Annotated in this window: 20 protein-coding genes; all 20 read right to left on the reverse strand. The window is 46.3% G+C overall.

The window, feature by feature from the left end:
* Positions 1 to 4 precede the first annotated feature (4 nt).
* Positions 5 to 574 (reverse strand): DUF1190 domain-containing protein, encoded by a 570-nt coding sequence (locus tag KJB05_RS12220; RefSeq protein WP_009707073.1) that lies wholly within the window; start codon positions 572 to 574, stop codon positions 5 to 7.
* 8 nt (positions 575 to 582) lie between these two features.
* Entirely contained in the window at positions 583 to 999 is a 417-nt protein-coding gene (locus KJB05_RS12225) for a DUF350 domain-containing protein (protein WP_005441732.1), read from the reverse strand.
* A complete protein-coding gene (locus KJB05_RS12230; protein WP_171370075.1) occupies positions 999 to 2,042 on the reverse strand; it encodes an ion channel in 1,044 nt (347 codons plus the stop codon). The genes KJB05_RS12225 and KJB05_RS12230 overlap by 1 nt, the downstream gene beginning before the upstream one ends.
* A gap of 131 nt (positions 2,043 to 2,173) precedes the next feature.
* Positions 2,174 to 3,235: a quinolinate synthase NadA gene (gene nadA / locus KJB05_RS12235; RefSeq protein WP_005441719.1), complete on the reverse strand. Its 1,062-nt coding sequence runs from the start codon at positions 3,233 to 3,235 to the stop codon at positions 2,174 to 2,176.
* A 243-nt stretch (positions 3,236 to 3,478) separates the two neighbouring features.
* Positions 3,479 to 4,234 (reverse strand): tol-pal system protein YbgF, encoded by a 756-nt coding sequence (ybgF, locus tag KJB05_RS12240; protein WP_020195628.1) that lies wholly within the window; start codon positions 4,232 to 4,234, stop codon positions 3,479 to 3,481.
* A 15-nt stretch (positions 4,235 to 4,249) separates the two neighbouring features.
* Positions 4,250 to 4,771: a peptidoglycan-associated lipoprotein Pal gene (pal, locus tag KJB05_RS12245; protein ID WP_208443945.1), complete on the reverse strand. Its 522-nt coding sequence runs from the start codon at positions 4,769 to 4,771 to the stop codon at positions 4,250 to 4,252.
* A 31-nt stretch (positions 4,772 to 4,802) separates the two neighbouring features.
* Positions 4,803 to 6,155: a Tol-Pal system beta propeller repeat protein TolB gene (gene tolB / locus KJB05_RS12250; protein WP_005441711.1), complete on the reverse strand. Its 1,353-nt coding sequence runs from the start codon at positions 6,153 to 6,155 to the stop codon at positions 4,803 to 4,805.
* 13 nt (positions 6,156 to 6,168) lie between these two features.
* Positions 6,169 to 7,194 carry a cell envelope integrity protein TolA gene (tolA, locus tag KJB05_RS12255; protein ID WP_132697689.1) on the reverse strand — a complete coding sequence of 342 codons (1,026 nt, stop codon included), beginning with the start codon at positions 7,192 to 7,194 and terminating at the stop codon, positions 6,169 to 6,171.
* A gap of 13 nt (positions 7,195 to 7,207) precedes the next feature.
* Positions 7,208 to 7,651, reverse strand: a complete 444-nt coding sequence (tolR, locus tag KJB05_RS12260) for a protein TolR (protein WP_005441707.1) — start codon at positions 7,649 to 7,651, stop codon at positions 7,208 to 7,210.
* A 3-nt stretch (positions 7,652 to 7,654) separates the two neighbouring features.
* Positions 7,655 to 8,353, reverse strand: coding sequence for a protein TolQ (gene tolQ / locus KJB05_RS12265; RefSeq protein WP_005426224.1), 699 nt, complete (start codon positions 8,351 to 8,353; stop codon positions 7,655 to 7,657).
* Complete coding sequence (gene ybgC, locus KJB05_RS12270; protein WP_005426200.1) at positions 8,343 to 8,762, reverse strand: tol-pal system-associated acyl-CoA thioesterase; 420 nt, start codon at positions 8,760 to 8,762, stop codon at positions 8,343 to 8,345. Before ybgC ends, tolQ begins: the two co-directional genes overlap by 11 nt.
* A gap of 171 nt (positions 8,763 to 8,933) precedes the next feature.
* A complete protein-coding gene (ybgE, locus tag KJB05_RS12275) occupies positions 8,934 to 9,236 on the reverse strand; it encodes a cyd operon protein YbgE (RefSeq protein ID WP_017188312.1) in 303 nt (100 codons plus the stop codon).
* Positions 9,229 to 9,336 (reverse strand): cytochrome bd-I oxidase subunit CydX, encoded by a 108-nt coding sequence (gene cydX / locus KJB05_RS12280; RefSeq protein ID WP_000270284.1) that lies wholly within the window; start codon positions 9,334 to 9,336, stop codon positions 9,229 to 9,231. The genes ybgE and cydX overlap by 8 nt, the downstream gene beginning before the upstream one ends.
* A gap of 12 nt (positions 9,337 to 9,348) precedes the next feature.
* Positions 9,349 to 10,485 carry a cytochrome d ubiquinol oxidase subunit II gene (gene cydB, locus KJB05_RS12285; protein WP_039986504.1) on the reverse strand — a complete coding sequence of 379 codons (1,137 nt, stop codon included), beginning with the start codon at positions 10,483 to 10,485 and terminating at the stop codon, positions 9,349 to 9,351.
* A 17-nt stretch (positions 10,486 to 10,502) separates the two neighbouring features.
* Entirely contained in the window at positions 10,503 to 12,089 is a 1,587-nt protein-coding gene (gene cydA, locus KJB05_RS12290; RefSeq protein ID WP_005441697.1) for a cytochrome ubiquinol oxidase subunit I, read from the reverse strand.
* A 461-nt stretch (positions 12,090 to 12,550) separates the two neighbouring features.
* A complete protein-coding gene (ruvB, locus tag KJB05_RS12295; protein WP_005441695.1) occupies positions 12,551 to 13,555 on the reverse strand; it encodes a Holliday junction branch migration DNA helicase RuvB in 1,005 nt (334 codons plus the stop codon).
* A gap of 21 nt (positions 13,556 to 13,576) precedes the next feature.
* Positions 13,577 to 14,188, reverse strand: coding sequence for a Holliday junction branch migration protein RuvA (gene ruvA, locus KJB05_RS12300; RefSeq protein ID WP_005450335.1), 612 nt, complete (start codon positions 14,186 to 14,188; stop codon positions 13,577 to 13,579).
* Positions 14,189 to 14,266: 78 nt separating this feature from the next.
* Positions 14,267 to 15,718, reverse strand: coding sequence for a methyl-accepting chemotaxis protein (locus tag KJB05_RS12305; RefSeq protein WP_208443944.1), 1,452 nt, complete (start codon positions 15,716 to 15,718; stop codon positions 14,267 to 14,269).
* A gap of 122 nt (positions 15,719 to 15,840) precedes the next feature.
* The gene (ruvC, locus tag KJB05_RS12310) at positions 15,841 to 16,362 is read right to left on the reverse strand and encodes a crossover junction endodeoxyribonuclease RuvC (protein ID WP_005426231.1); all 522 of its coding nucleotides are present in this window, start codon (positions 16,360 to 16,362) and stop codon (positions 15,841 to 15,843) included.
* 100 nt (positions 16,363 to 16,462) lie between these two features.
* On the reverse strand, positions 16,463 to 18,241 hold the full coding sequence (gene aspS, locus KJB05_RS12315; RefSeq protein WP_208443943.1) for an aspartate--tRNA ligase: 1,779 nt from the start codon (positions 18,239 to 18,241) through the stop codon (positions 16,463 to 16,465).
* Between the last annotated feature and the right edge of the window lie 159 nt (positions 18,242 to 18,400).

Genomic DNA, 18,400 nt, shown 5'->3' on the forward strand with positions numbered 1-18,400 from the left:
GCTGTTAACCGCCACGACTCACTGATACCGCTTTACCAAATCCGCCTCTGGACATGGCTCGGCCAATCGTACCGCCGCCTCGCTTGTTTAAGTTGCTTGTCGCGACTTTGGTGGATTGATTACGGTAAGAACCGTAGAACTGCCCTGCACCGTTGTAATACTTCGACTTGTAGCGATACATCGGCTCTGAGTAATAGCTTTTGTTGTATCCACTCAAACCACTCACTGCACGGCTGAAAAAGTAACCACCCACAAACGGAACGTAAGAACGATGGCGTGAGCTGTAATAACAATCGTCTTCATAGAAATCGTCTTCACATTCGAACTCATTGTTATAGCGCGGTGCGTTTTCTTCCGCTCTAGCCATAGCTTCTTGATAAGCGATTTCACATTGCTCACTGAATTCTGGCGCGTCCGATTTACATTCATCCGCATCGGCATAGATATAGCCTTCGGTTTTCGACTCATGCGTTGCCAGAAAAAAGATACCACCAAAAGCGACGAATGGAATGATTCGTCCGACTTTAAAGCTCTTGTCCATTGAAGAACGTTTGACGTTAGAACTGCGTTTCATCGCTCCTCCTAATACGTCATACAAGCCGCGTTCAGCACGCCGACAGATACCGAAACTGCAGCCAGAACAATGCCCGCCGGTACTTCATCGTTCTCAATACGCTCTGAGACTTTTGGCAAAAGAATGAAGCGCACAATACCGAATGCGATGATCTGCGCGAGCATGGCTACAACGCCCCACACCATAAAATCGACGATGTTAACTGAGTTAGTCGCAGCACCTGCAATCGCAAGACAGTAGCCTAGAAAAGCACCGCTTAATGCAACGGCAGCGGCAGTGTTCTTTTCTTCTTTGATCAAATGCCACTCATCGTATGGAGTCAGTTTGACGTAGATGAATTTGAACGCCAGTACGAAAATAATCGACACCGAAAAATAGAGAAGAAAGTTAGGGAAACCTGCCAACAGGTCGGCAATCATATGCATTATTTGTCCTTGTTCATGTCTGTCCAAGCGAAATCATCAATTCGCTCGTCGGCAATATAAAACAGTTTGGTGTTTGGCGGCACTTGAGCGCTGAGTTCTGGGTTTAGCTCAATACCGCTGCCAAGATCGAAGGCGATCAACGTCGCTTGATGATGCTTCTTAATAAAACCAAAGATCGTTTCAACATTCGTGGTTGGTTGATCGTCAGGGTAAATCACAGAGTACTGAGTCATACCACGTGTTGAAGCGAGTAACTCTTGGTGCAACGCACTGGAACCCGGATCGACTGCCGCTTTAGCAAGCATCTCAGCACCGACTGCAGGAATACACTCTGCTTTCGGACAGTGCTGGCTAAGTAAGCGACCCAAAGCATCATCTTTAAAATAGGCAAGCAAGTGTGCATCAGGATTCACAGAGGCACAATACAAGGCGGCTGAGAGGGTAATATCATCGGTGAGATTATCAACAATGATACAGTTGGCTCCGATGATATTGGCGTTCTTCATCTCTTGCGCGTCGGTGTAACTGTTCACCTTGATAAAACCAATCTCACCCGGTAATGGGTTTTCAATGTCTGAACGGCTACACAACACGATTGGACGTTTGCCGTGCTCTTCATGTTGCAACATACGGATCAGATGCATGGTACGTGCGCCATTCCAACCCAGTAATACGATATGGTTTTCCACTCTTACTCTCCGTTTCCCTAGTATGCCTGCTCGCCAATAATCAATAGCACCGCCCGCCACTCGTCCCAAAATGGCTGCAAATAAACTCAAACCACCTGGGATAATAAACAACACCACAATCCACTTACCCATATCACTTGAGGGTGATAAGTCGCCATAACCAACCGTTGAAGCAGTCACCATGAGGTAGTAAATGAAGTTAGAGAAGTTATCAGTCAGAGCATGCTCTCCGGCGAGAGTCAGCAACGACCATGAGATGGCAATGTATGCGCCACTAATGACGAGTAGGTTTCGGTTGCTCAATTTGAAAAGGTGAGCACTAAACCACTTTTTCAGTACTAGCCATACAGCCATAAGTGTCCGATTCCTTTCTGATTGCTATAACTAAATACTAACCTATTGATTGTAAGAAACAAAAAAACCAGCCATATTCGGCTGGTTTTTGAGATTTGTCTTAACAAGCCGCAGGCTAAATAACGGAATGACTAAGCGTTACCTTTCACCTGCATGTTCAACTGCTCAGCAAAATCTAGCATGCGGTTCAGTGGAATAAGTGATTTCACACGTAGCGCTTCATCAACGAAGATTTCGTGCTCTGCACCACCTTCATTCAGTGCTTTTTCAATCGCTTTAAGACCGTTCATCGCCATCCAAGGACAGTGTGCACAGCTGCGACATGTCGCGCCTGCGCCTGCCGTTGGTGCTTCAATCAATTCTTTCTCTGGCACTAGCTGTTGCATCTTGAAAAAGATGCCTTTGTCAGTCGCAACGATCATTTGTTGATGAGGAAGCTCTTTCGCTGCCTTAATTAGCTGACTCGTAGAACCAACCGCGTCTGCTAGTTCAACCACACTCGCTGGAGACTCTGGGTGCACTAAGATTGCCGCGTCTGGGTAGACACTCTTCATCTTGCGTAGCGCATCTGCAGAGAACTCATCGTGAACCACACACTCACCTTGCCATAACAACATGTCTGCGCCAGTTTTGTTTGCGATGTAAGAACCTAAGTGACGGTCAGGGCCCCAGATGATTGGCTTATCTTCTGCGTCTAGGTGTTCTACAATCTCTAGAGCGATGCTTGATGTAACTACCCAATCAGCGCGCGCTTTTACCGCTGCAGATGTGTTTGCGTAAACCACTACTGTATGATCAGGGTGTGCATCACAGAACTCGCTGAACTTGTCCGCAGGACAACCAAGATCAAGTGAACATTCTGCTTCTAGCGTTGGCATTAGAATGCGCTTTTCTGGTGTCAGGATCTTCGCAGACTCCCCCATAAAGCGAACACCACCAATGATCAGCGTACTTGCTGGATGACGGTTACCAAATTTTGCCATTTCCAGCGAATCACCAACAAAACCGCCGGTCTCTTCAGCCAAAGCTTGGATCTCAGGATCGGTATAGTAGTGGGCGATGAGTACCGCGTCTTTTTCTTTAAGCAGCTTTTTGATTCGCTCGATGTAATCGGCTTTTTCTTCTTGGCTTAATGGGATTGGTTTTGGTGGGAATGGGTAAACTGTGTCGATTTTATCTAATATGTGGCTCATTGCTCTTGCTCTACGCAACTTCCTTTAATCCGAGTATTGTAACCTTGTTGATTTTCAAAAACCAACCCGTAACCGGAATTTATAGCAGTCTAGCCGTATATCTTTGTTGTAAGTAACAATTCTAATTGTTGCTCATGAACATTCGTTGCATGAATCATTCTTCTTTTAAAGTCGTAAAGCCAATGCAAAGAAAAAGGGAACCGAGGCTCCCTTTTTAATCATCTTGATATTGCTTAGGTGTCGTTACTTCAGCTTAGAGCTTGCAACTTTCGCCGAGGCGCTGCCTGGGTACTCGTCTACCACTTGCTGATAGTATTTCTTCGCTTGTGCATCATTGTTGTTACGCTCAGCGATATCACCTAGTTTAACCAACGCATCTGCACGCTTGTTGGAATCTTTGTAAGAAACCACGGCAGCAAAGCTCTTGACTGCATCTTTGTCCTGCTTCTTCGCGAAGTACAACTGACCTAGCCAGTAATGTGAGTTCGCTGAATATGTTGAATCAGGATAGTCCTTTTGGAACTGCTGGAATGCAGCAATCGCACCAGTGTAGTCGCGTTTTTTAAGGATTAAATCCACCGCGTCTTGGTAAGCCGTTTGCTCATCGGCATTCGATGTGTACTTACCGCCAGTTTCCGCAGGTTTGGTTTCTTTAACAGGTGCAGCTTTCATTTCGCCACGCACTCGATCAAGCTCCACAAACAACTCGCGTTGACGCTTAAGCATTTGCTGCATCTCGTAGTTGTTGCGCTCTAATTGACCACGTAGATCACTGATCTCTTGTGCCATTTGGTCAACTTGCTCTTGCATTTGAAGCTGAACGCGGTTGCGGTTTTGCAACAAGCGCTCTAAACGCTCGATGTCGCTTTCGGAAGAAGATCGAGTAGATACTGATGATGTGCTGTTGAGATCTGATACTGGAGCTGGTGCAGCGAACGCGAAGTTCGCTGCACTTGCCAGTAACGTAAGCGTAACAGCGCGCTTAGTGTTACTGAACATGAGGTTTACCTCGAATTAGTATACTAGAACCGCACGACGGTTCTTAGCGTAAACATCTTCAGATTGACCTAGAAGAAGTGGCTTCTCTTCACCGTAGCTAACGATAGAGATTTGATCAGCTTGAACACCTAGTGCTTGTAGGAAGTTTGATACTGCTTCTGCACGACGCTCACCTAGAGCGATGTTGTACTCAGGAGTACCGCGCTCATCAGCGTGACCTTCGATCGTTACTTTAAGAGCTGGGTTCTTGCTTAGGTAAGAAGCGTGAGCCGCTAGCATCTCTTCGTAATCACCAGCAATTGTTGAGTTATCAAATGCGAAGTAGATTGTTTGAGTTTCACGTAGCGCTTGCTCTTTTAGCTCTTGCTCTGTTAGCTGGCTATTTGGATCGATCGGAGTAACGACTGTAGTTTCTGCAGCACCAGTGTTTGTCTCAGCACCCGTGTTAGAAGCAGCGTCATCGCTTGAACTACATGCTGTCATAGCCATCACAGGAATCGCGATTAGTAGCCCTTTTAGAACCTTGTTCAGTTGCATCTTATTTTCCTTTATTAATCAATTTTTCTTACTACAAAAACGGTGACCACGCGGGAGCTCTTACACGCCCATTAGTTGCCGGTAATCTAGCTTTAAATCGACCATCAATTGACACCATCGATAGTACGTTTTTCTTGTTGTAAATCGAGCTATAGATAACCATGCCACCATTTGGGGCAATGCTCGGAGACTCATCAAGCAACGTTTTTGTTAGCACCTGAAGAGCACCTGTTTCCAAATCTTGTTTGGCCAAGTTGAAACCCGAATCACTGCGATTCACCATGACTAGGAATCGGCCGTCAGGAGTGATTTGACCACCCAAGTTTTGACTGCCTTGCCAAGTCAAGCGATTAGTCGAACCGCTGCCCAAATCTACTTTATAAATCTGAGGTTTACCACCCCTGTCAGATGTGAAAATCAGCGATTTGCCATCAGGGTGCCAGTATGGTTCTGTATTATTTGATCTGCCACGCGTAATTTGTGTCAATTTGCGTGTTTTTAGATCCAAAGTGTAAACCTGAAGCGAACCAGTCTTAGAAAGCACAAGGGCTAACTGGCTGCCGTCCGGCGAGAATCTTGGCGCACCATTGTGACGAGGGTATGACGTTACCTTCTCACGCTCACCGGTGTAGATGTTCATGATGAAGATCTCAGCCTGACCATTCTGGAAACTTACGTAAGCCAGTTTCTGACCATCTGGAGACCATGCCGGAGACATAAGCGGTTGCTTAGACTGAAGCACTAGACGCTCGTTGTAACCATCATAATCCGCCACGCGAAGTTGGTAAGGGAAGTTGTCTTTGTCGTTCACCACCACGTAAGCGATACGTGTCATAAACGCACCACGCTCACCCGTTAGTTGTTCGTAAACAAGGTCGGAGATACGGTGCGCGTACTCACGCATACGTGGGCCTTCAACCGTAGCCACTTTGTTGAACAGAACATGATCTTTAGAAAGTACCAGCTCGCCGTCGCCACCAAGTGCTTTGCTATTGCCGCCAGTCAATTGACCGCGAACAACGTCAACCAATTGGTAGTTCACAACGTAATTGCCCTGCTCGTTCTTTTTGATTGAACCAGTAAGCAGCGCATCAACCCCAAGACCTGTCCACGCATCAAAGTTCACCTCTGATTCGTTGAATGGTGTTTGTGGCATCTTGCTGGTCGGTACCGGGCTGAACTTACCACTGCGTTGCAAGTCTGAAGCAATCACAGCAGAGATGTCAGTTGGAAGAGGTTCACTGCCTTCCCATTTAAATGGAACAACAGCAATTGGTCGTGCTGAATCAATACCATCGGTAATGACTAGCTCTAATGCAGCGTGAGCCACACTTGTTAGACTGCCAAGCAGTACAAACATTCCTAGTAAAAGGCGTTTAATCACGTCTCAGTTCCTTTTAGTCCAAAGCAACAGTTAAGTTGATGTCTTTCAATTTTTCGTTGACCGCTTCTTCTGACGATTTAGGGAAAGTCCCTACCTGTGCAATCGCACTCTTCGCAGCCGCACATACTCGGGCGTCGCCGTCTAATATCGTCACGCCAGCAACCATCATGTCTGTCCCTGTTGGGATCAGTTTGATGTTTACCCTACACTCCTTTCCCAGCAAGTAATCATCCTTAATCAGCCTTTGCTGAATGTTCTGAGTATAGATGGATGACATACGAGAAAGCTCATCGTCAATGAATTGGTTACGAGCCGCACTGTTTTGGCTTGCCTCACTCTCAAGGCCGGCAAAAATATCATCCAGTGCAGCTTCTTGCTCTTTACGCTCACGCTCTAATCGCTCAAGACGTTCTTTCTCTTGGCGCGCCTTTTCTGCGGCCTCTTTAGCTGCCTTTTCTTTCGCGATGCGTTCTTGCTCGGCTTTAGCAGCGGCTTCACGTTCACGTTTCGCTTTTTCTTCAGCTTCTTTCGCTGCTTTCTCTCGCGCTACGCGTTCTTGTTCCGCTTTTGCGGCCGCTTCTTCTTTGGCTTTACGCTCTTGTTCGGCTTTCGCTGCTCGCGCTTTCTCTTTGCGAACACGCTCTTCCTCAACTTTGCGTTCTTGTTCTTTCTTCTTGCGAGCAGCTTCGGCTTCTCGAGCGGCTTTGGCATCTTTCGCCTGCTGCTCTTTTAGCTTACGGATCTGTTCTTCTTCAGCTTTACGATTTTTCTCAAGCTGCTCTGCTTCACGTCTCAATTTATCCAGACGATCTTGCTCTTTCTTCGCGGCTTTTTCGCGTTGCTGACGAATCTCGTTCGCTTGTTTCTGAACAAGTTTTGGATCAATCACCACAGCCTGAACCATCTGCCCTGTCGGCTCTGGTTTCGACATAGTGAAGTCCGTCCCCCAAAGTAGAGCCACGACTAATAGCGCGTGCAAACCAACCGATATTGCTATCGGCTTGGTGTACTCTTTGGATTTTTTCTTGTTATCTTTCATAGATGTTCGATGTCTATTCCCTGATATCGGTCATCAGACCCACTTTTGGGATGCCTGCACGACTTAACTCGTCAAGCAAAAGTACAACGTCGGCGTATGGCGTTGCTGCATCACCACCTACCGCAACAGGTGAATCAGGCTTAATCTCACGCTCGGCTTTCACGCGCACAATCACGTCTTGTAGTGATAGACCGCGTTGAACCTCTTCGTCATTCACGCTTAAGCCTAAATTGCCGTCACGATCGATTTCAATGATGATGAAACTGCTGTCTGTATCACCAGCCAAGTCTTGCATAGATTCAGCCGTTGATGTCTGTGGAAGATCCACATCCACACCTTGAGTGACAAATGGAGCGGTCGCCATAAAAATGATCAGCAGAACGAGCATCACGTCGATGTATGGTACGACGTTGATCTCTGCAGTCATTTTACGCTTTTTAGGTTGGTAACCCGCCATGCTCTATTCCTTACTTGCGCTGTCTCGACCCGCCATCGCTTGACGGTGCAGGATGCTGTGGAATTCTTCAGAGAAAGTCGCGTAAGTGTGCTCTAGCTTACTTACTTTGTTGCTAAGACGGTTGTATGCCATTACTGCAGGAATTGCAGCAAATAGACCCATTGCAGTTGCAATCAGGGCTTCTGCGATACCTGGCGCTACCATTGAAAGCGTTGCTTGCTTTACTTCACCTAAAGCGATGAACGCATGCATGATGCCCCAAACCGTACCAAACAGACCAATGTATGGGCTGATAGAACCGACCGTTGCAAGGAATGGTAAGCTGGTTTCCAGTTCATCAACTTCACGAGCAACAGCAACGCGCATTGCACGGCCTGTGCCTTCCATGATGTAAGCTGGCGAGTTCGCGTTGCTCTTACGTAGACGAGCAAACTCGGTAAAACCTGCGTAGAAGATTTCTTCTGTACCTGTGATGTCGTCTTTACGACCTTTCACTTTCTGGTAAAGCTGAGAAAGATCAGTACCCGACCAGAATTTGTCTTCGAATGACTCCGCATCTTTTGATGCTTGAGATAAGACTTTGCTGCGCTTAATGATCATAGCCCATGATGCGATTGACATGCCGAGCAGTGTCAACATCACAAGCTTTACCAACAGACTGGCCTGAAGAAAGAGATCTAAAATGGAAATATCAGCAGTCACTATTTGTTAGCTCCGAATTGATAAATGATGGAATCGCAATTGGCTTCATTTTCTTATTATCGATACATGCTACCTTAACCATTGCCTTGCACAATGTTCTGCCTTCATCATTGACTAACTCTTGACAGAATTGCAAAGAAGCACGTTTTATTTCTGACACTCGGGTTAGAACGGTCAAATGCTCGTCCAGCCTTGCCCCTTGGTTGAAATCGATATCCATGTGTCGGACAACAAAGCCAATGTTTTGTTCCAGTAACACGTGTTGAGAAACGCCTTTTGCACGCAGCATCTCAGTGCGCGCGCGTTCAAAGAATTTTAAATAATTTGAGTGATATACAACGCCACCCGCATCTGTGTCTTCGTAATACACAGTGATCGGCCAGCGAAAGGGATTTGATGTGCCTTGCAAGGGAGTACCAATATATTCAATTCTTTAAAGCAATTACTATAACTGAAGCGGCAGTAATTGGTACTGAGGTAAGGGAATATTTTTGAAATTTGTAGAAAAAATAAAAGCCAGACAATACGTCTGGCTTTTATTCGATGATTTAGTAACCGACTTTATTTCAGAGTGTAACGCTTACATGAAATACAGTGCAGTTAGATAAATTAAGATAGCGAGCGAGAAATAAGGACTGAACAGCACCTGCCAGTACCAATTTCTTGGCTTGAAGCCCACACCATATACCATGCTTGAGCACACTGCCCAAATCAGCGCTGGTGCGATAAACGCATTAAAGCCACCAATTTCTCGATGGTATGCGTTCGGATCCCACATCACCAATCCTACATGCATAAAGCCAAGGATTAAGGCCAAGACTCTTAGGAGAGTCTTGTCCATAGGTGCGTGAAGTTTCGCTACCTTGTCAGCGAGATTACTCACTGTCTTTATCCATCATTTCTGAGTGCTCTAACCAAAGAGCGTTGATGATACCGAATGCACAAGCAAGTAGTACACCTAGAATCCATGCGAAATACCACATAGTAATAGCTCCTTAGTATAGTGAGTTTTTGTTTTCTTCGATGAACTGATCATCCAAGCGGCCAAACATCTTGTAGTAAGTCCAAGACGTGTAAGCAAGAATGATTGGAACCATAACAAACGCTACGCCTGTCATTAGGTTCAGAGTCAGTTCAGATGAAGTTGCATCCCACATTGTCAGACTTTGGCTTGGCATTAGGTCTGAAGGCATTACGAATGGGAACATTGCGATACCAGCAGTAAAGATAACACCAGCGTTACCAAGGCTTGACGTTAGGAACGCGATACCACATTTCTCTAGGCGAGATGCCAATACCGCTAGAAGCGGCATAGCAACACCCAGTACAGGTGCAGCCCATAGTAGTGGGTAAGCTTCGAAGTTGTTCATCCACGCACCTGCTTCACGGATAACCTCTTTGTTAAGAGGGTTAGAAGCCGCTGCAGTGTCGATGCCACCTACGATAACGTAGCCTTCGATGCTTTGGATCCAGAAACCAGCAAGCACAAATGCAACCACTGTTAGTAGACCAGTAAGCTGAGCTACGTTACGAGCACGAGTATGTACTTCGCCAGTTGTCTTCATTTGAAGCCATGTTGCACCTTGCATCAGGATCATGAACAAGCTTACTAGACCACATAGCAGAGCAAATGGGTTTAGTAGACCAAAGAATGAACCGTGGTACGTTGGCATTAGGAATTCGTTCAATTGGAATGGAACACCTTGTAGAAGGTTACCAAACGCTACACCAAAGATGATTGGTGGAACGAAGCCACTGATTGAGATACAGATATCCCAAGTGTTACGCCATTTTTTATCTTCAATCTTTGAACGGTAATCAAGACCAATTGGACGTAGCCAAAGTGCCGCTAGGGTTAGGATCATCGCTAGGTAGAAACCAGAGAACGATGTCGCGTAAACCAAAGGCCATGCTGCGAACAATGCACCACCAGCAGTGATAAGCCATACTTGGTTACCATCCCAGTGAGGTGCGATCGAGTTAATCATCACACGACGTTGTGTGTCGTTTTTACCGATAATAGGTACAAGCGCGCCCACACCCATATCGAAACCGTCTGTAATTGCAAAACCAACTAGTAGAACACCGATCAGTACCCACCAGATGAATCGCAAGATTTCGTAATCAAACATCTTGTTGTCTCCTTGTCTTACGCTTCTACTTGGCGACTAACTTTGTCTTCAACAGAGTCAGCGTTTTGCTCGAAGTGGTAGCGACCAGTTTTCAGGCTGCTTGGACCTTTACGAGCGAATTTCACCATTAGGTATACTTCTGCAATTAGGAATGCAGTGTATAGCGCTAGGATTGCAAATAGTGAAGTCCAGATTTCACCTGCTGTTAGTGCTGATGCAGCAACGTGTACCGGTAGGATTTCACCTACAGCCCACGGTTGACGACCGTATTCAGCAACGAACCAACCTGCTTCGATCGCAATCCATGGAAGTGGAATGCTGAATAGTGCAGCTTTAAGAATCCAAGGTTTCTGTTCGATCTTCTGACGACATGTTTGGATGAATGACGCACCAAATACGAATAGCATGATGAAGCCACACGCAACCATGATACGGAACGACCAGAATAGCGGCCATACTGTTGGGATTGAGTCATCCGCAGCAGCTTGGATTTGGTCTTCAGTCGCATCAACAACGTTGTCTGTGTAACGTTTTAGAAGTAGGCCGTAACCTAGGTCACCTTTCACTTCGTCAAACGCAGTCATGTTTGCTTCAGACTTGTCGCCTGCACGCAGTTTTTCAAGCAATTCGTACGCGTACATACCAGTACGGATACGGTCAACGTGCTCTTCACGAAGATCGTGTAGACCAGTTACTTGCTCGTCAAATGAACGTGTCGCGATGATACCCATAACGTAAGGGATCTTAATTGCGTAGTCGGTGTTCATTGTTTCTTGGTTTGGTAAACCGAACAGTGTGAACGCCGCTGGTGCTGGTTCTGTGTGCCATTCAGCTTCTACGGCTGCTAGCTTCACTTTTTGAACTTCACCAAGCTCGTAACCAGATTCATCACCTAGCACGATTGTAGACAGGATTGCTGCCATACCGAAAGAAGCTGCGATAGCAAACGAACGACGAGCGAACGCCACATCACGACCTTTCAATAGGTAGTAAGAACTGATGCCTAGAACGAACATTGCACCACACGTGTAACCAGATGCTACTGTGTGTACAAATTTAACTTGCGCTACAGGGTTAAGTACAACGTCTGCAAAGCTCACCATTTCCATACGCATGGTTTCGAAGTTGAATTCTGCGCCAACTGGGTTTTGCATCCAGCCGTTCGCGATAAGAATCCAAAGTGCAGAGAAGTTAGAACCCAGAGCAACCAACCAGGTTACCGCTAAGTGTTGACGTTTTGATAGACGATCCCACCCGAAGAAGAATAGACCAACAAAAGTTGACTCCAGGAAGAAAGCAACCAGTGCTTCGATCGCCAGTGGTGCACCGAAGATGTCACCTACATAGTGGGAGTAGTAAGACCAGTTCGTACCAAACTGGAACTCCATGGTAAGGCCGGTAGCCACACCAAGTGCAAAGTTAATACCGAACAGCTTACCCCAGAACTTGGTCATGTCCTTGTAGATTTGCTTGTTCGTCATTACGTACATCGATTCCATAATGGCCAAAAGGAAGGCCATACCAAGGGTCAATGGTACGAATAGGAAGTGATACATCGCTGTCAGTGCAAACTGCAACCGCGACAGATCAACTACGTCAATCATGGTAACTCCTATGTGTCGGCTGAATGACACTCTCTACATATTGCAATCCATACACAAGTGTTATTTACACTTGAAAAATGTTGAATTATCACAACTCTTTGTTGCAAAAATGTGCTTCATTGGTTAGTTAATTGTTAAGCATCAGCTAATATAGCTGGGCCTAATATTACTGCTAAAAACAGTTTGTTTCAAAAGGTTTATGGCGGGAAACCGCTTTGATGCATATCAATGTTTATGCGCTGAATTTGAACAAAAATCCATCACATTGATCCAGATCAATCGATATTGGAAGAGTATGTTAAGAGAGAGTAATCAGGAGAGAAAATAATCAGTTAGGCAGGAACATAGAGTTAACAATCTATAAGTTTTTCTTACCTATTTAGTATTAGAGCAAATTAAATAAATGAGAGGTTGGTCAACATTGGGAAAACGCTGAGCGCCGAGCGCTCAGCGGTGGAATCTTACTTTTCAATTCCGAAATGCAAATAAGCGCGATCAGTGGCAATTCTACCACGAGGCGTGCGCTGTAAATAGCCTTGTTGGATAAGATATGGCTCAAGGACGTCTTCTATAGTGTCTTTCTCTTCACCAATCGCCGCTGCCATGTTGTCTAACCCTACCGGACCACCACCAAACTTCTCCATAATCGCAAGAAGCAGTTTACGGTCCATGTAATCAAAACCTTTAGCGTCGACATCGAGCATATTCAGCGCTTTGTCTGCCACTTCTGCGCAGATGTGTCCATTACCCTTTACTTCGGCATAGTCACGAACACGGCGTAGCAGTCGGTTAGCAATACGCGGCGTACCACGGGCACGGCGAGCAACTTCTAATGCGCCTTCCGCTTCCATCGACAAGCCCAAGCAATCTGCACTGCGCTGAACGATGTCTTGTAGGTCTTTCACTTTGTAGTATTCAAGGCGCTGCGTAATACCGAAACGGTCACGAAGTGGTGAAGTCAAAGAACCTGCACGCGTTGTTGCACCGATCAGAGTAAAAGGAGGCAGGTCAATCTTGATAGAGCGAGCTGCTGGGCCTTCACCAATCATGATGTCCAATTGGTAGTCTTCCATCGCTGGATACAACACCTCTTCAACCATTGGGCTTAAGCGGTGAATCTCGTCAATGAACAGCACATCGTTTTCTTCTAAGTTAGTCAGCAGCGCCGCCAAGTCCCCTGCTTTCTCCAGCACTGGGCCTGAAGTGGTGCGAATGTTCACTTCCATCTCATTGGCAACGATGTTCGCAAGCGTGGTTTTACCCAAGCCTGGAGGACCAAATATCAAAAGGTGGTCGAGCGCTTCATTTCGCAATTGAGCGGCTTTGATGAAAATCTCCATCTGATCACGCACGTGATCCTGACCTTGGTAATCTGCCAGTTTCTTAGGACGAATCGCACGGTCGATGACATCTTCATCACGAAACGAAGGATTCTCTGGCGCGATTAAACGATCGGCTTCAATCATATTGTTCCCTTGGGCTTTCCGTTACACCATTGATTTTAGTGCTTCACGGATCAGTTGCTCACTGGTCATATCCGGTTTAGCGATCTGAGAAACCACTTTCGACGCTTGAGTCGGCTTGTAACCTAGCGCTAGAAGCGCGCTGATTGCCTCTTCTTCAGCGTTGCTAGATGTCGAACCAGAATCCGCAGGAGCAGCATCGGTAAACGGCGTAAATAGATCGCCAGCACCCCAACCTTTCAGACGGTCTTTCATTTCAACGACTAGGCGTTCAGCCGTCTTCTTACCTACACCCGGTAGCTTCACAAGGGTTGAAATGTCTTCACGCTCAACGCAAGAAACAAATTGGCTCGCTGTCATGCCAGAAAGGATACCTAGACCTAGCTTAGGACCAACGCCGTTCGCTTTGATCACTTCACGGAAAAGCGCACGTTCTTTTACTGTGTTGAAACCGTAAAGCAATTGCGCGTCTTCACGCACAACAAAGTGAGTATAAATAATGGCTTCTTCGCCGACATTTGGCAGTTCGTAGAAACAGCTCATTGGCATCTGAACTTCATAACCAATGCCATTAACTTCAATTAAAACTTCAGGTGGTTGCTTTTCAAGCAGAGTGCCGCGAAGACGTCCAATCACTATAAATACTCTTTGGAAATGAATTTGCGACAGGATAATAAAGAACTGGATAGACATCCAGTCCTTTATTCGGTGGGGTTAGATTTTTGAGACAACTTGATCAAGCTGTTGGGTCAGATTGCGCACCGCGACCACTTGCCCGTTCAGCTCGTTGCCGTATTGCGCGACAGTTTCGGCAATGGTTTTGGTGTTCACTACGCCGTTAGCAACTTCACTGCTCGCTTCATCTAACTCTTTTAATGCCGTCATTTGCGTTGCCATGATGCCAGACAGACTCTGCACATCATGAGAGAAGGTGGTGACTTGCTGAATAATGGTGTTCATTCGCTCTGTACTCGACGTCACAACGCTTTGACCATGCTTCACTTCTTGCTCACTGCGATCAAGCAAGTTCCGAATTTCCACCGCCGACTGACTGCTCTTAGCTGAAAGCTCTCGCACTTGGTCCGCAACGACCGCAAAACCTCTGCCCTGCTCACCCGCTCTCGCCGCTTCAATAGCGGCATTCAGAGCGAGCAAGTTGGTTTGTTCCGCAACCGACGTAATCAAGTCCGCCACTTTCATGATGTCTTCATGGCTGGTAATGATCTGGCTGATAGCTTGGGTAGAGTCCTCCAATAATTCCGAGCTTTTCTCAGCTTGTTGATGAACGCCCTCACTCTTCTCACGCAGCTCTTCGACAAACTTGCTGGACTCTTCAATCCCAGTCGTCATGTGATGCACTTGCTGACTCATTTGCTCGGCTGCACTGGCTTGGGATTCACTGTTTACATTAAGGGCGTTCACTTGAGCATCCAATTGCGATGATTGTTCATCGAGTACTTGGGAGACTTGTTTCAACTCACTTGAGTTTTGATTCGCCTGTTCTAGCACCTCTGCTAAACGTAGCTCCCCTTCTGTCGCCTTTTGTGCCACCAACTCACTTTCTGCTTTAGCTTTCTCTGCATTTTCAATCGCGATGTCTCGCTGCTTGGCGGTAAAGGCTTGCGCAATACAAATCACCACCAGCGGTAACACGGTACCTGACCATATCTCCAAACGCTGCGCAGATTCTGACAACACGAGTTGGGGAAAACCAAAACCAGATACATGCTGATACGTCATTACCGCAGAAAGCACTATTACTAATGCGCTCCATGAGATTGCCATGATGCGAGTGCCAGATAAGAAGAAAGCGACGACCAATAAAGGTACCCAATAAGTTTGGGTTGAATCGACCACGCCACCACTTTGATAAATAATGTTGAGTGCATGCACGGACATGCCTACAAACCCCAGATTGAGCGACAATGCTGGTTGTTTGAGCCATCTCAGGCTAAAGGCGGATATCAGTTCGAGTGCGATTAACAGTACTGAAGTAAAAATTAAGCTTTCATGTCCATGTTTGGACCATTTGCTCAGGCTGTAGATCCCGACGAGAAAAGCGATGAAGGTAAATAGAGAGAGGATGTCTGCTTGACGTTGTTGTGTTCTTGTCCATTGAGTTTGGCGCGGCATAAATGCACTGCGCCACAGCGTGGCTGGATTCATGTTCAATCTTCCTTGATTGATTTCTTATTAGACCTCTGACCACTATAGTTTTGTAACATTTTCTCAACAAATTTAATCCTTAAATCTGTCTGAGATGTCTCATTTTTAATACGAGAACACGCCTAACGGTAACGACCTTTTCTTGCACTGGTTGCTTTGCCTGCGAGCGCCACCAGCGTCTTATTGGTGTTAGCGTGACAAATAGCAACACCCAACGCATCGGCAGCATCGGCTTGAGGCTTAGCTGGCAATTTAAGCATGTGTTGAACCATATGTTGAACCTGAACTTTGTCTGCACCACCTGTGCCTGTTACCGCTTGTTTAATGAGACGAGCCGCGTACTCATGCACCGGAAGATCCGCATTCACAGCCGCCACAATTGCACTACCACGCGCCTGCCCTAGCTTTAATGCAGAATCAGCGTTCTTCGCCATAAACACTTGTTCGATAGCAAATACATCTGGTTGAAACTGGGTGATGATTTCCGTCACGCCTGCGTAGATTTGCTTGAGACGACCTGGCAACTCTTTTTCAGAAGTGCGAATACAGCCGCTGCCTAGATATTGCAAATGACGACCTTGCTGGCGAATCACGCCATAACCGGTAATACGAGAGCCTGGGTCAATACCCAAAATAATTGACATGAAGAGTCCTAATCAATAACTCACTAAATTTATTAGAATATATGCCATTAAAACAAAAACTCCCGCAGGTGCGGGAGTTTTTTCTTTAATTGTTGTGCGCTTATTCTGCGTCTTTTTCTTTCGCAACTGTCACTGCAATCGCTAGCTCTTCTAGAGCCGCTGGGTTTGCAAGGCTTGGAGCGTCTGTTAGTAGACACGCCGCCGCAGTTGTTTTAGGGAACGCGATAACGTCACGGATGTTCTCTGTACCACATAGCAGCATCACTAAACGGTCTAGACCGAATGCAAGACCTGCGTGTGGAGGCGTACCGAATTTTAGCGCGTCCAGTAGGAAGCCGAATTTCAGTTGTTGCTCTTCTGCATCGATACCTAGGATATCGAATACCGCTGCTTGCATTTCTGCGTTGTGGATACGTACAGAACCACCGCCTACTTCGTAGCCGTTTAGAACCATGTCGTATGCGTTTGAGTTCGCTACTGCCGGGTTCGCTTTTAGCTCTTCCGCAGTCACACCTAGAGGTGATGTGAATGGGTGGTGCATCGCGTGTAGGTTACCTTCGTCGTCTTCTTCGAACATTGGGAAGTCAACAACCCATAGCGGAGCCCAAGTGTCTTCTTTAGTTAGACCTAGGTCTTTACCAAGCTTAAGACGAAGTGCACCTAGTGCTTCAGCAACGATGCTAGCTTTGTCTGCGCCAAATAGGATGATGTCGCCAGATTCCGCTTGAGTGCGATCTAGGATACCGTTGATCACGTCTTCGTTTAGGAATTTAGCTACAGGAGATTGGATACCTTCCATGCCTGCTGCACGGTCGTTAACCTTCATCCATGCTAGACCTTTCGCACCGTAGATACCTACGAATTCTGCGTAGCCGTCGATTTGCTTACGAGTAAGCTCAGCACCACCTGGAACACGGATAACTGCAACGCGACCTTTCTCGTCGTTTGCTGGACCAGAGAATACTTTGAACTCAACGTCTTTTACTAGGTCAGCAACATCTACTAGCTCTAGTGGGTTACGTAGGTCTGGCTTGTCAGAACCGAAACGACGAATCGCTTCGCTGAACGGCATTACTGGGAATTCACCTAGATCAACGTTCAGTAGCTCTTGCCACATTTCACGAACCATTTTCTCAGTCGTTGCACGAACTTGATCAGCCGTCATGAATGACGTTTCGATATCGATCTGAGTGAATTCTGGTTGACGGTCAGCACGCAAGTCTTCATCACGGAAACACTTAACGATTTGGTAGTAACGGTCAAAACCAGACATCATTAGAAGCTGTTTGAATAGCTGTGGAGACTGAGGAAGCGCGTAGAAGCTGCCTTTGTGAACACGGCTAGGTACTAGGTAGTCACGAGCGCCTTCTGGTGTCGCTTTTGTTAGTACTGGTGTTTCGATATCTAGGAAGCCGTTGTCATCTAGGAAACGACGAACAAAGCTAGACGCTTTAGCTCGTAGCTTGATGCGGTCGCTCATTTCTGGACGACGTAGATCTAGGTAACGGTACTTCAGACGTTGCTCTTCAGAGTTCTTTTGGTTGAAGTCTAGAGGCAGAACGTCGCTGCGGTTGATGATTTCAAGACCTGTTGCAAGGATCTCAACTTCACCTGTTGCCATGTCTTTGTTTATTTGGCTTTCTGGACGAACGCGAACTTCACCAGTTAGCTTGATACAGAATTCATTACGAAGTGTGTTAGCCACTTCATACGCATCTGCCATATCTGGATCAACAACTACCTGAACGATACCTTCGCGATCTCGCATATCGATAAAAATAAGACCGCCTAAATCACGACGACGGTTAACCCAGCCGCAAAGTTCTACAGTTTGTCCTGCAAGGGACTTGTTCAGGTGACCACAGTAATGGGTACGCATAATGAAATTCCCAATCTCTCAAATATTGTTAACTACGCTCTGTCAGCCTCATTGCCGAGCAGAGTAAAGATCCATTTATACGCTGAAAGCCTATGAAAATCGACTACTCAACATACAATTAAGTGTGTTTTATCATTCATTGGTGGTTTTTAGTACAAC

This window comes from Vibrio sp. B1ASS3 (genome assembly GCF_905175355.1).
Classification (GTDB): Bacteria; Pseudomonadota; Gammaproteobacteria; order Enterobacterales; family Vibrionaceae; genus Vibrio; species Vibrio owensii.